11 protein-coding genes and 1 pseudogene are annotated in these 14,892 nt (G+C 52.4%); 1 reads left to right on the top strand and 11 read right to left on the bottom strand.

Going from position 1 to position 14,892, the window contains the following annotated elements; all coding sequences use genetic code 11:
• Positions 1-15 precede the first annotated feature (15 nt).
• The 7 genes from OH773_RS08655 to OH773_RS08625 all read right to left on the bottom strand — a co-directional run bounded on the left by OH773_RS08655 (position 16) and on the right by OH773_RS08625 (position 8,756).
• Positions 16-1,620: a methyl-accepting chemotaxis protein gene (locus OH773_RS08655; RefSeq protein WP_270144853.1), complete on the bottom strand. Its 1,605-nt coding sequence runs from the start codon at positions 1,618-1,620 to the stop codon at positions 16-18.
• A 42-nt stretch (positions 1,621-1,662) separates the two neighbouring features.
• Positions 1,663-3,324 (bottom strand): methyl-accepting chemotaxis protein II, encoded by a 1,662-nt coding sequence (gene tar, locus OH773_RS08650; protein WP_270144850.1) that lies wholly within the window; start codon positions 3,322-3,324, stop codon positions 1,663-1,665.
• A 191-nt stretch (positions 3,325-3,515) separates the two neighbouring features.
• The gene (locus OH773_RS08645; protein WP_442865660.1) at positions 3,516-4,493 is read right to left on the bottom strand and encodes a Csu type fimbrial protein; all 978 of its coding nucleotides are present in this window, start codon (positions 4,491-4,493) and stop codon (positions 3,516-3,518) included.
• Complete coding sequence (locus OH773_RS08640; RefSeq protein WP_270144848.1) at positions 4,490-6,883, bottom strand: fimbria/pilus outer membrane usher protein; 2,394 nt, start codon at positions 6,881-6,883, stop codon at positions 4,490-4,492. Before OH773_RS08640 ends, OH773_RS08645 begins: the two co-directional genes overlap by 4 nt.
• Positions 6,859-7,608 (bottom strand): fimbrial biogenesis chaperone, encoded by a 750-nt coding sequence (locus OH773_RS08635; RefSeq protein WP_270145765.1) that lies wholly within the window; start codon positions 7,606-7,608, stop codon positions 6,859-6,861. Before OH773_RS08635 ends, OH773_RS08640 begins: the two co-directional genes overlap by 25 nt.
• An 18-nt stretch (positions 7,609-7,626) precedes the next feature.
• Positions 7,627-8,097, bottom strand: coding sequence for a Csu type fimbrial protein (locus OH773_RS08630; protein WP_270145763.1), 471 nt, complete (start codon positions 8,095-8,097; stop codon positions 7,627-7,629).
• Positions 8,098-8,186: 89 nt separating this feature from the next.
• Positions 8,187-8,756, bottom strand: coding sequence for a Csu type fimbrial protein (locus OH773_RS08625; RefSeq protein ID WP_270144845.1), 570 nt, complete (start codon positions 8,754-8,756; stop codon positions 8,187-8,189).
• Between the two features lie 534 nt (positions 8,757-9,290).
• On the opposite strand from OH773_RS08625, the gene OH773_RS08620 reads away from it, so the two are divergent.
• Complete coding sequence (locus OH773_RS08620) at positions 9,291-10,553, top strand: dicarboxylate/amino acid:cation symporter (RefSeq protein WP_183269609.1); 1,263 nt, start codon at positions 9,291-9,293, stop codon at positions 10,551-10,553.
• Positions 10,554-10,665: 112 nt separating this feature from the next.
• On the opposite strand, the gene OH773_RS08615 is transcribed toward OH773_RS08620, so the two are convergent.
• From OH773_RS08615 to OH773_RS08600, 4 genes and pseudogenes are all read right to left on the bottom strand, one after another.
• Positions 10,666-10,929, bottom strand: coding sequence for a bacteriocin immunity protein (locus OH773_RS08615; protein ID WP_270144842.1), 264 nt, complete (start codon positions 10,927-10,929; stop codon positions 10,666-10,668).
• 83 nt (positions 10,930-11,012) lie between these two features.
• Positions 11,013-11,279 carry a bacteriocin immunity protein gene (locus OH773_RS08610; protein WP_270144840.1) on the bottom strand — a complete coding sequence of 89 codons (267 nt, stop codon included), beginning with the start codon at positions 11,277-11,279 and terminating at the stop codon, positions 11,013-11,015.
• On the bottom strand, positions 11,276-12,277 hold the full coding sequence (locus OH773_RS08605) for an S-type pyocin domain-containing protein (protein WP_270145761.1): 1,002 nt from the start codon (positions 12,275-12,277) through the stop codon (positions 11,276-11,278). The genes OH773_RS08610 and OH773_RS08605 overlap by 4 nt, the downstream gene beginning before the upstream one ends.
• A 270-nt stretch (positions 12,278-12,547) precedes the next feature.
• Positions 12,548-14,734: pseudogene (locus tag OH773_RS08600) on the bottom strand (type VI secretion system Vgr family protein); the annotation flags it as partial.
• Between the last annotated feature and the right edge of the window lie 158 nt (positions 14,735-14,892).

Genomic DNA, 14,892 nt, shown 5'->3' with positions numbered 1-14,892 from the left:
CCTTCTTACTCACAATCAGGAGGTGGCAAGCACCCCAGTGGCCTGTAAATCTCTGTTGATGCTCTCTGTAGCAACACCATCCAGATTAAACACCGAAACGACACCGCTCAGGTGTTCGGCCTGGTTTGCCAGCGCATCGGTAGCTGCTGCCGCTTCTTCAACCAGTGCGGCGTTTTGTTGTGTGACCTGATCCATCTGGCTCACGGCCTGCGCCACCTGTTCGATGCCGCGACGTTGTTCGTCAGAGGCAGAGGCAATTTCGCCCATAATGTCGTTAACCTGCGTGACGGAACGGACGATCTCCGCCATTGTTGAGGCAGCGGTATCCACCAGCTGCGAGCCCTGCTGTACGCGGTTAACCGACTCTTCGATCAATACCTTGATCTCTTTTGCCGCCTGCGCACTGCGGCTTGCCAGGTTGCGTACTTCGCCTGCGACAACGGCAAATCCGCGCCCCTGCTCACCTGCTCGAGCCGCTTCAACGGCGGCGTTCAGCGCGAGGATGTTGGTCTGGAAGGCAATGCCATCAATTACGCTTGTGATATCGCCAATTTTCTTCGAGCTGCCTGCGATGTCGTGCATAGTGCGAGCGACATTTGCTGCCTGTTGGCCGCCTTGCTGGGCGGTGTCCGCCGCCGTGCGGGAAAGTTGAGCTGCCTGGCGTGCGTTATCGGCGTTCTGGCTGACTGTCGCGGTCAGTTGCTCCATGCTGGCGGCGGTTTCTGCCAGCGACGCAGCCTGCTGTTCGGTACGTGAAGACAGGTCATTGTTGCCTGCGGCAATTTCTGCGATGCCGGTATGCATCGCGCTGCTGCCCTGACGCACTTGCAAGACGGTCTCTTTCAACGCGAGCTGCATGTTTTTCAGGCTGAGGAAAATCTCGGAGATTTCGTTTCGCCCAAATACATGTATAGGGCGCGCCAAATCCCCTGCTGCAATATGCTCAAAATGGTTGCGCACAATGTTCAACGGCTGCACCAGCATTTTGCGTGACCAGACGATGGAGCCAATCAGCATCAGAATCGCAATCACCGTCACGACGGCAAAAATAATTGCCGAGGTCTGATAGTTCAGCTTGCTGTCCGCACTCGATGCCGCCACGGTGTCATTGATGCTTTGCTGCCAGGCGTTAAAGTAGGCGTCAAAAATATCCTGTGACTTCTGGGTTGGCGCGCTGAGGAAATCAGACAACTGATTGCTTTCAAGCCAGGTGGCCTGATGCTGCAAGTCATCCCGCCAGGCGGCGTAACTTTGTTTCGTCGACGCCACCATATCTTCACCCTCTTTATTTAAAGGTGGGATCTCCAAAAACTGGTTAAACAGCATGTCGGCCTGTTTCAGGCTGCTACGGGTATTCGCCATCAGGCGTTTAATATCTTCTTGCGGGTAACTCAATGCTGTCAGCGTACCGGCACGGCTTAAAGCGGTACTGGCTTGCAATAATGCTGCACGGCTTTGCGTTAAGGTGTCGCGCTGCTGGTTTCCGACTTCAACCATTTTTAAATTCTGAAAGTCATCCCTGAATGCCCAAAAGGAGAGTCCATTACTCCCAATCTGCAATACGCCGCAGACGATCAAGATTAACAACAGCGTGGTCGAAATTCGGATACGGTTGAACATCAATTCCCCTCAGTTTGCACGTCTGACAGCCATTAATGATGCTTAGAAAGTTTCCCAATTATCGTCATGCCCACTGACTGCCGGCTTGCTGGTCTTGCGTACCGGAGCCGTTGACGTGGAGGCAATAACAGGAGGTGTAGCCGCAGGTTCAGCCTGTAAATGGAAGGCTGCAACCAGTTGGTTGAGCATGCTGGCTTGTTCTTCAAGGGCGGCGGCCGCAGACGCGGACTCCTCCACTAAAGAGGCGTTTTGTTGTGTCACGCGGTCCATTTCAGAAACCGCCAACGCAACTTGATCGATACCGCGGCTTTGTTCATCGGAAGCCGAAGCGATTTCCCCCATGATGTCGGTCACACGCGTGACCGCATTGACGATGTCGCTCATGGTTTCCCCGGCGCTTTCCACCAATACCGAGCCGGTATCGACGCGGGAGACAGAGTCTTCAATCAGTAATTTGATCTCTTTGGCCGCCTGCGCGCTGCGTTGTGCAAGATTACGCACTTCGCCTGCAACTACCGCGAATCCGCGCCCCTGCTCACCCGCCCTTGCTGCTTCAACGGCGGCGTTCAGCGCCAGGATGTTGGTCTGGAAGGCGATACCGTCAATCACGCCGGTAATGTCAGCAATTTTTTTCGAGGAGCCCGCAATGTCGTGCATGGTTTTCACCACACCATCCACCACTTTTCCGCCGCGCTGCGCGGTTTCGGAGGCGCTTAATGCAAGTTGTGAAGCCTGACGGGCGTTTTCAGCATTTTGTTTCACCGTCGCGGTGAGTTGTTCCATGCTGGCAGCGGTTTCTTCAAGAGAGGCGGCCTGCTGCTCGGTACGGGATGAGAGGTCGTTATTTCCGGCAGCGATTTCAGTGGCTCCACTATAAATCGCGTCAGATCCATCACGCACGCTGCCGACGGTAATAATCAGCTCTTGCTGCATATGGCGAACGCTTGCGGTCAGTTCGCTCATTTCATTACGGCCGGTGGAAATGATGTTTTCGGTCAGGTTGCCATTGGCGATTTCACGAATATGGCCGATAACCACCGATAGCGGCTGGAGCAGGATGCGGCGCATGCCAAGCCAGACCAGCACAATTACCGAGAACAGCGCTAACGCCAGTGCGGCAATTTGCCATTTGGCAAAGTTGTAATCATGGGTGCTGGCGATAAACGACTGCTCGTACATGCGGTCGTTCATGGCAATGTAGTTGCCATATTCGGTCTGGAGGGCGTTTTGCAGGCTTTGTGTGGACTGCGCAAAATAGGCATCCATGTTGCCGCTTTCCAGATAACCCACCAGTTCGCTCAACGCCTGGTTGTAGTTCTGGTAGTCGTCATCAATGCCTTTTACCAGGGATTCGAGATCTGGATTAATCGCAGGGATTTTTTTGAAGGCTTCGTAATGGGTATTCGCTTCTGCCAGCGTTTTTTTGGCGTTATTTAATAGCTCGGTTTTTGCCGTACTTTGGCCATTGCTGGCATCCATCATCATACGGGCAGCGGAGCGGCTAAGGTTAATGCGTGTTTGCAGCATCAATTCCCAGGCATTCGCCAGTTCGGATTGCTGAACGCGTAACTCTCTGGAGACTTTAAAACTGTCGTTATTTTGTTTGAGTGAGTTAAAAAACATTCCGCCAGAGATGAGTTGGAGGAGCGCGAACACCACCAGCACCATCATTAGCATGGTGACAACGCGAATACGGTTCAACATATAACACCCTTTTAATGATTTCTTATCGGTGTTATCGGCGTGCGGATAAGGAACTTTAACGGAAATTGCAGGCGCAAGGGGTGGATGGCGCTTCGCTTACTCCCCTCACCCTAACCCTCTCCCCCAGGAGAGGGGACTATCCGGTTTCTCCCTCTCCCTCAGGGAGAGGGCTGGGGTGAGGGTGGTAAAACCTAAAAGGCGACATCCACCACCAGCGTATCGGTATAACTCCCGGCAGGGGGTGTCGTTTGCGTCGTCAACACCTTTGCCACGTAGTTGTAGTTACGCAGTAAACCATCGCTGCTCAAGCCAGATGATAAAGAACTGGCCCAGCGTTCTGCGCCGAGACTGCCCCAGCGGTCGGTCCCATTGGATTTATAGATTTCATAACTCATATAGTTATTGCCACTTTTCATCCGTCGTACATTGCCAGAGACATTTGCGCCATTGCTCACGCCCACGGTGTAAGTGCTGCCTTTGGTGCAGGTCACGGCAATGCTTTGCGAGACGCTTTTAAAGTTTTGCACCAGCGGTGCGCTATCGAAGTTGACTGCCGGGGCGGTTATCGTGCTGCAATCGTTGGAGACCGTCAGTGATACGGTGGTGCCGGGCGAGCCGCTGCCGGTCTGGTACGCCAGACAAACCGCGACGCCGACATTGCACACATTCCAGTCAATGCGGAAATTTAGCACGACGCTGTATGGCCCCGCGCTGACGTTTTGCCCGGCCACTGTGCGCAAATAAATCGGCAAGGTATAGCGCTGGCTGGTCAGTAAACCCAGCAAGATAGTGCCACTCCAGGTGTAACTTCCCCCAACCTGAACTTCACTGCTCCCCGCACATCCCGACTGGACGCAGACCACCACCGGGACGTTATCGGGATTACTGGTATCGTCGGTTCGCCTGAGCAAACCACGCGCCCCCGTGACCGCAGGCGTTGCCCCAAGATAAGTGAGTTTTATCGAATCGGCGGTGAGTAAGCTCAGCACCTTGTCGCAATCGACGGAAATGGATGCGCTGGTGTTTTGCACCGTGGAGCCCACGACAAACGAGCTTTGGCTGCCAAACGAACCATTTACACCACTCAAGCGGCAGTCAGCATACGCAGACATCGTGATGTGCAGCAGCACCATGGCCAGCAAAACCCCTAACCCGCGCCCGAGCATCATGCGCCGCTCCGGCATATCAGCGGGCCGTAGGTTTTCAACTTACGATCGGGGTTTTTATCCAGCGTTAACAGGGTGCTGCAACGCTGACCATCCGGCAGTGTCACCGTAAGCGGGTTTACGTCACTCAGGTTTTCAAGATAAACAATTCCGTCATACCCCACCGGCGCTGGGGGTTGCAAAGCGCGATACACCTGGCTTGATACGGGTAAATCGTTGCCGTTGCTGTCTTGCAAAATCACGCTGGCGGCGCGCTGCTGCTCCATCGGGAAAGTGAGGAAATACCCGCTGTGACGGCGTAAAGCGACACGGCGTTCAGTCTCTTTAATCCGTGTATCCGCGGGCAGATTCAGCGTATTAATGCTGTAGTTAGCCGGATAATAAGACGAAACACCGCTTATCAGCAGATAGCCGTCATCGTCAGTCGTACCGGCTGGCTGGTTTTCAAAATTCACCGTCACATCGCGATAACCGTCGGTGCTGACTACCATAAAGGCATCGTTAATCCGGTTCGCCGCCAGCAACGTGTTATCCATCATCACCAACGAGCCGGACATTTCGCCCCATTGGGTCACGTTATCGCGCTGCCCGTAAACGCCGCCCTGCAACTCGACTTTATTGTTGCGCCAGCCGAGCGTAGCCTGCTGGTAATCGTCAGCGTCGCTCTGATGTGCGTATGCCAGGTTCCAGCTAAAACCGCCGTTGCTTGGCATCGCGTGGTTGTAATTCACGCGTTGCGTACTGCCCGCATCTGGGGTGCTTTCGACACTGAATGCGGCACTGTCTTGCGAGCCAAACGGCACTTGTAATGAGAGCGCCAGACTCCAGCCGTTTTGTGCGGGATCGTGGCTGGCTGCGAGATAAAAGCTGCTGTTTCCCCACAGATTTTTGCTCCATGACAGATTCAGTAACTGCGTTTTTTCATCATCGAAACTGCGGATGTCAATCCACGCCGCACCGAGGTTGCCATAGCTTCCGAGATTAACAGAGAGTGAGTATTGGTCGGTGCTGCGGCTAAGACTGGCGATCGGTTGGTTGTTTTCGTCATACATATCTGGAGAGTCGTAGAGCGCGAGGTTGCCAAACCCCCGATCGCGGTGGCTATGCTGCGTGCCGATGTTGAACCAGTCGGTATTGTATTGATAACCCCAGTTTATCTGCTGCCCGCCTTGCCCCCGCATTTCGCTGCGCGAATAAGCCCCGTTCACCACTCCAAAACGCCCCAGTTTCACCAGCGTTCCGACGCCACCCAGCACCAGCGATTGCGCGCCTTCCGCATGACTTTCCAGTGTCCAGAAATCGTTCACCCCGTAGCGATAAGATCCGCTGGCTGCCGCGGGGCCATAGGAGAAGTTTTCGATGCCATAGTCACGCCGCAAGCTGCCGAGCGTGAACGCTCCGTCGCTTAAACCTGGTTTTAGCAGTTGGCTTGCAACATAAAATGGCAGCGTGGTGGAAACCTGACGACCCAACGCATCGGTGGTGACCAGCACGGCATCGCCGGAACCATTGATGTAAGGCAGATTGGTCAGGGTAAACGGGCCAGGTTGCAGCTGCGTACTGCCGCTGCGATAGCCATTGATAAACACATCGACGGTGGAAGGCACCGCCGCTTCACCGGAAAATGCGGGTAGCGGATAGGTGATGAGGTCCGGGCGCAACGAGAAATCACGTCCAATTGAAATCCCGCCCATGCGCACGCTGTTGCTCCAGCTTAATGCGTCGCTCACCACATCCCCTGCTGACCAGCTAATGATCGCGTCTTCATCCGTCCCGGTTAAGGTGGTGTCGTAACGCAGATACCCTTCGGTGCCTCCGGCATCGTAGCCGGAAAAATCCTGACGTAAGGTTCCGGTTGAAGAAAGGCTGAGATTGCCGCTAAACACCCGCAACTCGTGCCAAACCGAAGCCTGAGCGCCGCTGTTTTGCGTATGGTTGGCATAGAGATCGTAATTGAGCAGCGCCCCGCTGCCGCTTAACGGCTTGAAGCTGGCGTCCTGTTTGCCAAGAGTGATGGCCTGGCTGGGCAGCCAGTCGTTGGGAACCTCCATTAACAGGCGCTGCCCGGCGCTGTCGTACTGCGTTTTCACGCCGTTGAGTGCCGAGACATTCACCTCGTCATGGCTAAATTTATCCCCCGGCAATCCGGCGCGCTGCAAATCTGCGCGGCTGACAAAAAATTGCCCGCTGCGTTGAGTGACCGGCACCACCACCCCGCTATCCCACTGGTTGAACACCAGAGATAAATGGAACGGTGCCGATGGATTAAGCGTTTGTGCATCCGGCGGCGGGGGCAATACGTCATCTTCCTGTGCGGCATGGCTGCCGAGCGGCAAAGAAAAAAACAGTATCGCCACGGGTAATCGACTCAATTGACCGGGGAAGATTGCCATTGCCCAGAACGAGAGTTAATCGTTGCTGACAGTTGGTCAGGGCGAGTGAATGATGCGGGCAGCGGCCATTCACGCTGGCTACCCGGTAATACATAGCCCATCAGTCCGTCGGTTAATGCACGTTGTTGGCTCCCCTGGCGTAATGTGACCTGACTTAATCGCGCATGAACATTGCCGCGATTAGTGACTTGTAAAGCCGGCTGGCCATTTTCATTCACCACCCGCCACGACAGTTTCTCCGATTCGGTATTCGCGTGGTTGCTGGCGGTTTTATGGATTTCCATCCCCGCGCCATAAGAAAACAACGGGATGGAGTAGCGCATCTGCAACTTGAGCCCCATTTGCGGCTTGCTGCTGTCTGCAGGTTGTGGAATTTCATCTACCACAATTCGGTAGGCCAGCTCCTGTCCCGCAGGCACCCCATTTTGTTTGATCAGGCGGATGAGCTGTTTGCCGCCACCTTCAATGCGCACAATCGGCGGACTGGCGACCACATCCTGTTGCGGTTGATACTTTTCATGTCCTTGCTGTTGTTGCCAGCCAACCACCCGCACCTGCATTGTAGTCGCGTTGTCGCTTTGGTTTTGGATCCACAATTCTGCGGCTTTGGCATCGGCATCAAGATAGGGATCTATCGGCCAAATCAGGATGTTTCCTGCCGCCAGCACCTGTGCGCTGACCGACAGACCTGCTGCAAATAACAGGGTACGCGAGCACCATTGCATCATTGTTTTCTCCCTTTTTTACCATGACAACGTCACAGTGAGTTGGTCGGTATAAGCCCCTGCCGGACTGAATCCGGTTAATTGCGCCGCGCCAAAAATAGGCAACGAGATACTGTTGCTGTTGCTATAGGTAATCGCCACCGCCTGATTAACCAGAATTTCGGTATTGGCTGTAAGTGCGCCGCTGCTATAAAGGCGGTACGGCACTTTTTCACTGCTACCGGTGCGCACCATATTGCGTACTGAGGTGTAATTTTTGCCGCCATCGATGGACATGCTCAACGCCACACCTGGCGTACAAGCCAGTGCCAGCGAGGTGTTGGGTATGAATGCATTACTGGTGATGCCGCTTTCCACACCGCTGTGCGTACCAAAATTCAGGCTACCAAAGTTGCCACCGCTGCCGCTGGCGACAGAACATCCCGGCGTGATGGTCGCACCGACCTGAAAGGACTGCTGAGTGACCGCGCTCACCGGGAGTGCAACCATCAATCCCCACAAGCAGAGCTGAATTTTATGCAAAGCGCGGCCCTCAGCAGGTGTGCTACCTGCCGTAAAGTCAGACAAGAGTCAGTTTGCTAGTAGGTTACGCTGACATTAATAATGTCCGTGTAGGTCCCTGGTTTCACCGTCACGCTGTCTCCCCCGCCCTGAATCCGCCCGTAAACAATGTAATTGTCTACGCCATCAGTGGTGGAGGCTTTCGGGATCGCGGTGTTGTTGGTGATGACATTATTGAATGCGCTGTCGCTATAGATGCTGTACGCCACACCTTGTGTCGCGTCAGAGGTATTGACCAGATAGCGGGCGGGTGTTCCGGGAGTGCCGACCGTCGTTCCCGGCGCACCGTTGGTGCTGCCCGTCACCTGCACGGTGTAAGTAGAACCGGTGGTACATTGAATGCCGAAGCTGTTACCGCCTGCGGCACCCGCTAACTCTGTAGTCAGCGTTGAAAAGGTTGCCGGATGCTCACCAAAATCCAGGGTACCGAAGTTGATGCCATTCTGAGCGGGTGAGCCGTTGATCAGGCAGCCATTGGTCAGCGTAAGAGTCGCATTAATGGTGCCGTTACTGGTCACCGCTTGCGCCCCGCTGATGCCGCAAAGCAAACCACTTCCACAAAGCAATAAGAGTGCATGTGCTTTCATTGTTAAGCCTCATGTTGTTGCGCATCCGATCCCCTTCAACGGCCAGGGTGCTGAATCCACTAACTTATTGAAAGTTAGATTAGGTATTCAGAAATGACCAGAAACCCCACAACGAATCAGCCTAATGTCTTATTGCAAAATATTTAACTTTACAATCAATACATTAACAACCAAGCCGTAGGATTACCCTCCTGTTTTTGCGGAAATATTAATATTATTTTCGTGATTGTAGTCACGTTGTTACATAAGCTTTGCTGCATTAACAAATGCGACAAAAAGTAAAAAAAAGTTGTATCCGAACGCAGTTTGCTTCAATTTATGAGCCGAATAGAAATTGGACAAACATAATAATTATATATAGTTCAATAAGTTAAATAATTGTTAATTAACATACCCAAAGTAATTCGAGTTGCAGGAAGGCGGCAAACTCAGGAATCCCCTGGAGCTTACTTGAGTAAGTGACTGGGGTGAGTGAGTGCAGCCAACGCACATGCAGCTTGAAGTATGAAGGGTATCGATGGGGATACTACGTAATTGTCTAGCTCAAACAAACTCACGTTATTTATTCTTCTCTTCATGTTCGCCGGGATCCTCTCTGGCGCAGCTATTCACGAATACGCTGCAGCAGACAACATCAAAAGTTATGCTGAAAACATCACGCTGTTTACCGACATTTTTTTACGACTGATCAAAATGGTCATCGCACCGTTGGTGTTTAGCACCCTGACGGTGGGTATCATGAAGATGGGTGAAACTTCAACCATTGGCCGCGTAGGTGGCAAAGCGATGGTGTGGTTCGTCTCCTCTTCTGTGCTCTCGATTCTGGTGGGCTTGTTCATCGTCACCCTTCAGCAGCCGGGTGCAGGCATGAATCTCCAGGTTCCAGCGGGTGATGTGCAAACCGGTCTGGCGGTCAGCGGGATGAACCTGAAAGCCTTTATCTCGCATACCATTCCAACCAGCATTGCGGGCGCAATGTCGAATAACGAAATCCTGCAAATTGTAGTGTTCTCGCTGTTCTTCGGTATTGCCGGCGCGTCTCTGGGCGAGAAATTCAACACGCCATTAGTCGCAGCTCTGGATGTGGTTTCCCATATTATGCTCAAAGTGACGGGCTACGTGATGTATGTGGCACCACTGGCCATTTTCGCCGCAATTTCTTCGGTGGTCGCTACCGAAGGATTGGGTATTTTACTCAACTACGCATCGTTCATCGGCGGATACTATCTGGCGATTATCCTGACCTGCATGGTACTGATTGGCGTCGGTTATATGGTGCTCAAGCGTGATGTATTCCGCCTGATTGCCATGCTGAAAGATCCGGTTCTGGTGGCATTTACCACCAGCAGTTCCGAAGCGGCTTACCCTAAAACGCTCGATCAATTGACCCGTTTTGGCTGTTCTCGTAACATCGCCTCTTTCGTGCTGCCGATTGGTTATTCGTTCAACCTGGTCGGTTCGATGGTGTACTGCTCTTTTGCCTCCATGTTTATCGCGCAGGCCTACAACATCCATCTGACGTTTTCCGAGATAGTGGTGCTGATGCTGACATTGATGCTGGCGTCTAAAGGGATTGCGGGCGTGCCGCGTTCTGCGTTGGTGGTACTGGCTGCAACCATCCCGAGCTTTAATATTCCGGTCGCGGGTATCTTGCTGCTGATGGGTATCGACCATTTCCTCGACATGGGCCGTTCAGCGATTAACGTGCTGGGTAACGGCGTGGCGACGGCAATGCTGTCGAAAAATGAAGGTGAGATGGAAGAAGAAGTGGAAGCTGGCGAGCGCGTAGAAGCGTAATTTGCTGGAGGTCGTGTCGGATGGCTCTTAGGCGACACGACAGACCTTAAACAACAAATTGCATAAGTAGAGAAATACAATGAGTTCCAGCAATTGCTGGCACTCATTGATGTCACTTGGAGTCTTTGAATAAAGGAAGCCCATGGGATTTACGCCAACGTTTTATTTCATTAAATATCTCAATAGGGCCAGATTTACCTTCCTCTGGAAAATAAAAAAGATCTGAGCCAGCCGGGTGCTCAGTAATTCGCTCAAATTCTTCAATGTTGAAATCATGCTCATTTTCATTTCTTGCCTTTGCAAAATAGATAGTATTTATAAATTCAAGAAAATCTGATTCAGTATAATCATTAGATTTTTCATATAAGACTGTCATACTCACACTTCTTTATATTAACTATCAAATTATCAACCGTTCTTTATAAGATAAGCGCCAACAATTATTGGCGCTTATCTATGCTATTTAGAGTCTTTGAATAGAGGTAGCCCCTGGGACTGCCGCCATTTTTTAACCGTATCTAAAATACCTTCTGGGGAGTCATCCGCTCCATCCTCTGGGTAATAAATCAAATCAGAACCATCTGGGTGCTGCGTTATTTTATCAAAATGAATCACGCAGCGAGTATGTTCATCCTCACTTAACCCATTAATAAAACAGATGTCTTTAAGTAAGTCTAAAAACTCACCCTCTGTATATTCACTCAATGCAGAATACTTGATTTTCATTTAACACCTCTATGTATATTAATATGCCGCTTAGGCGTTACTATGCGCAGATTATCAACATTATACACATCCCCACCTTTAGAGATTTCTGACACATGGTGAATTTCATATTTAACACGCCCACCAACCTGATCCTTCTTTCTAGGGAATGGTGCACGACCACTCTTCAATTGTGCAATATTACTTAGTTTGAACTGATTTAATAACTCCGTTGAGTTAGAAACCTCTGTCCATAAAGCCTTTCTGAACTCACCAAAGTTGGAAAAATTCTGTCCACGCAACCTATCCGCAATTTCTATCGGGATTAGTGCCCCCAGACCTTTACCAGCTTCTTCTTCCAGCCATTTACCCGCTCCAGATAATATCTCGCCTTTTCCGGTTGCGGTGCCAGGCTCATCCCTTGCCGATTTAAGATAGACATAAATTGGTTTAATCCCAGAATCTGCCGGGAAGACCAAAATGTAATCGTTGAAATCCTTCTCATCTGGCACCGGGAATGGCGGTATGGTCATATCACCCTGATTTTCCGGTATCGGGTTTACCAGAATAGTCGGCTGATCCAGGGTCGGGGCATCTGTTCCTGTGTGCGTCGGGAGGTCAGTGCCTTCCGGTTTGCCCGGTGTCCAGGTAATAGTCGGACCATCAACTCCGTTGGCGGGAGTGAATTCGTAGCGTTGGGTTTCGGTGCTCCATACCATATTAGCCACGCGTACACCTTCGTACTGCGTACCTTCTCCGGTATGCACACCGTAAACCTGCATTTTCCCGTGAATGTCCGGCTGCCAGAAGAAGCGCACCCGCGTAGTGGCTTTTGCACCACTAGCGGCTTTACTCCGAAGTTCTTCTTCATACCAGTATTCATCGCGCCCTGGTACTTTATCGCTGCCCTCGCCCGCAGCCCCAACATAAAGCGCGGAATACAGCACACCCGCCCAGAGAATGAGTGGATTCGCCGCCAGTACACCCTCCACCGCAGTGCTGCCACCGACTCGGGTCATCACACCAACTGCAGCTTCACTTGCCATTGCACGAGATGCACCCGCTGTCGCCGCCACTCCCGCCTGGGCATAAGAAGATGAACCTGATCCGCGCCGCGCAGACTGTGCGTGTTGTTCAGGCTCTTCTTCGTTATGACTATGTACGTAACCGCAGCACTCTTCATTTTGCGAAAACAACGCCATTTCACCGAAGTTTTCAGCAGGTTCAATTGTCGTTCCTGCATCCGTGCAGCCTTTTTCCTTAAGGCAGGATTTGGCAAAAACAGGTGTCACTGTTGGTTCATCTGTATCAGCTTCATCCTCATTTGAGCCATCACCTCCGCCACCATTACCCCCAGAATCTCCGTTATCTGAGTTTCCATTATCCCTAACTGAGTCATCATCATCCGTCAGGGCTGTCAGCACCGAAGGCTTCAGTGTTTGCACCGGCGTCCCCGGACTGCCGCCCCCATTGAGATTGATCACCGGCCCCATGATGTCCACACCACCTGCATGGATCACCAGAAACGACGCGCCCACTTTCAGGCTGATCTGACTGCGGCTTTCCAGCACGATAGCGCCGTTAACTTTAATGCCCAGCGCACCGCTGACTTTCTGAGCCTGGTCGCCTTTTACCTCAAGGCTGTGTTTCCCTTCCACCAGACTGGCGTGATTACCGGTCGTTTTATGGTGCTGATTGCCCTCCACGGTCACTTTCCGCTCATTCGCCACGTACAGCCCGTCGTCGTGACTAATGCTGACCATGCGGTCGTGGGTCACTTTCACGGTCTGGTCGTTGCGTACCGTGATGTTGCGGTCGTGGGCCACTGTTATTTTCTGGTCATGGCCGCCCGCATTTTCTTTACCGACTATCACTGTCTGCCCCAGCCCCACGGTGATCTTCTGGTTGTTGCCGATGGTTTCACTGTGGTCAACCTTCACATCGGTAGTACGATTGTTCAGTACTTCCGTATCCATGTTTTTCTGCACATGGATATAGACCTGCTCTTTGCCGGTCGCATCATCGAATTTCAGTTCGTTAAACCCGCTGCCCTTGTAGGTTTTCGACCGTATCGTCATCTGGAATTTGGTGCCCGGCAAATCTCCCGGCGAGCGGTTGTCTTCGTGATAGGCCCGCCCCATCACAATCGGCTGGTCCGGGTCACCATGGAGAAAATCAACAATCACTTCCTGGCCGACGCGGGGAATGGCGAGGTTGCCAAATCCGGTGCCCGCCCACGCCTGGGAGACGCGTATCCAGCAGGAGCTGTCTTCGGTGGTGCCGTGATAACGATCCCAGATGAATTTGACGCGGATACGTCCGTATTCGTCGCAGAAGATTTCTTCTCCTGGCGGGCCAGTGACCACCGCGCTCTGTGGGCCGTCCACTTTTGGCTTCGGCAGGGGCGTAGAGCGCCAGGTACGGTCGGCGGGTATCACTTCAAACTGGTTGCTGAGTGTGGTTCCACGACGCTGGCTACCATGCAGCGCCTGCGGTTGTTCTCCCCTGAGCAGACTGCGCACCACCTGCCATTTGCGGTTCATGTTTTCCTGCGGATGTCTGGTCAGCGTAAAGCACACGCCGGGCCACAGTTTTGGCGAATTGGCCGCACCGCTGGCTTTTTCAGCATCGTTACGCAGGCCTTCCATCCGGTAGCGGGTAAAATCTTTGCCGTGCTGCTCGTCTTTATAACGCCCCGGATAATTAAAGATTTTATATTGCGAGCGCTGGCCGTTGAGATGTCTGGCATCGTGGTCATAGAGACCCGGCCAGTCGGGGATTTTAAAGGTGTAGTCCCGGCTCAATACCGATGAGGGGCGGATGCAGGCTTCATAACGAAATACGCTGACGCATTCATCGGTGACTTCGCGGGTGTTCGGGTTAAATGGCAGGTCACCGGCGGCACAAAGCCCGAAGGCGTCGTCACATACAATGAGGGTCTGACCTGGACCATCCACAGAGCATTTATCGTAAAAGAAAATGCCTTCTTCGGCCCACAGGCGTGACAAAAATGCCAGGTCGCTTTCGCCATACTGCACGCAGAATTCCCGCGCCGGATGGTCTTCCCAGAAGAGGGGCGTCCATGCTGTCACACCATTCTCATTCAGTAGTGTGGCCGATATGGTCTGGATATCCTGCTGCTGGAAAATACGAAAGTTCTGGCGCAGATCGCAACGCCACAGTGGCGGGTGAATCGTGAAGCGATACAACATCTGCCAGCCGGTGTTTTCTTTCATCCCGAAGGTGGTGATTACACCCGTGACATAACGTTGAGGCGTATCGCCCTGCCAGATGGTCAGAGTGGCGTTCTTCTCCAGCACTCTCTGGGCAGTCAGCCGGAAAACGTCGCTGGCAACATCAACCTCCAGGACAAACGGCAGAGAATAATGCTGGGCCAGACTAAAGTTCACAACCGCTAAGCTCTCGGGCGACAGGCCGTCGACCTCAAGGGTGAAACGTAATCCATTGAGTGACATAAAACGATCCTTGTTGCAGTGAAAACGGATGAAATGAAAAGCAACACAAATGCGGGGAAGAGAAATAAGCCGTTTCAGGGTTGGGTTCTGTGACAGGGGTCAACGTTGCGAGGAAATAATCAGAAAAAGCTATAAATCACCACCTATTAATCAATTGA

The organism is Buttiauxella sp. WJP83 (assembly GCF_027594725.1).
GTDB classification, from domain to species: Bacteria; Pseudomonadota; Gammaproteobacteria; order Enterobacterales; family Enterobacteriaceae; genus Buttiauxella; species Buttiauxella selenatireducens.
The sequence above is the reverse complement of the archived record's forward strand: the minus strand, read 5'-3'. Positions and strand labels throughout refer to the sequence as shown.